Below are 820 nucleotides of genomic sequence, written 5' to 3'. Positions count from 1 at the left end.
GGTTCTGTCGCAATAAGGCGGTCTGTTATTCTGAAGACCCCGAACGAACGGAACCGATCCATGCAGCAAAAGCTGACTGCGGCGATGTCGAAAGTGTTTAAACGGCTCCACTATCCGCTGGACGTGATGCTCCTATGTGTGCGTTGGTATGTTGCGTATCCGTTGAGCTTACGACACCTCGAAGAGATGATGGCAGAGCGTGGGGTTGCTGTGGACCATTCGACCGTTCACCGCTGGGCGCTTAGACTATTGCCGCTACTGGAAAAAGCGTTCCGGCGGTGCAAACGCACGGTGGGCAGAAGCTGGAGGATGGACGAGACATACGTTCGAATCGGGGGTGAGTGGCGATATCTGTACCGGGCTGTCGACAAAGCCGGTAACACCGTTGATTTCCTGCTGCGAGCCCGCCGGGACAAGGCTGCCGCGCACGCATATTTCGAACGGGCAATTGCGCGAAACGGCGAACCCGAGACCGTGACGATCGATAAGAGCGGATCGAACCTCGCAGCATTAAAAGCGATCAATGCCAAGCGGGAAATACCGATCAAGATTCGCCAGCAAAAGTATCTAAACAACATTGTTGAACAGGATCACCGCGCGATCAAACGTCGAACGCGGCCCATGATGGGCTTTAAGACTTTTCGCTGCGCACGCATCATCCTTGGTGGGATCGAGACCATGCACATGATTCGTAAAGGTCAGATGAGTGGCTGCGCTAAGGCACTCTCGCCCGCTCAGCAATTCAACTCCTTATTTGCATAAGTAATCCTATACATATAAAAATTCTTACACCACCCATTTCTTATTGCGACAGAACCCC

Annotated in this window: 1 protein-coding gene; it reads left to right on the top strand. The window is 52.9% G+C overall.

What is annotated here, in order from left to right:
• Positions 1–60 precede the first annotated feature (60 nt).
• Positions 61–762: an IS6 family transposase gene (locus WM40_RS27220; protein ID WP_046154673.1), complete on the top strand. Its 702-nt coding sequence runs from the start codon at positions 61–63 to the stop codon at positions 760–762.
• Positions 763–820 lie beyond the last annotated feature (58 nt).

The organism is Robbsia andropogonis (assembly GCF_000970345.1).
Classification (GTDB): domain Bacteria; phylum Pseudomonadota; class Gammaproteobacteria; order Burkholderiales; family Burkholderiaceae; genus Robbsia; species Robbsia andropogonis.
This window is presented reverse-complemented; position numbering and strand designations above follow the sequence as displayed.

Bases quoted from the DNA above. Each gene is read 5' to 3' on its own strand.
- WM40_RS27220 (WP_046154673.1), top strand. From the start codon at position 61: ATGCAGCAAAAGCTGACTGCGGCGATGTCGAAAGTGTTTAAACGGCTC.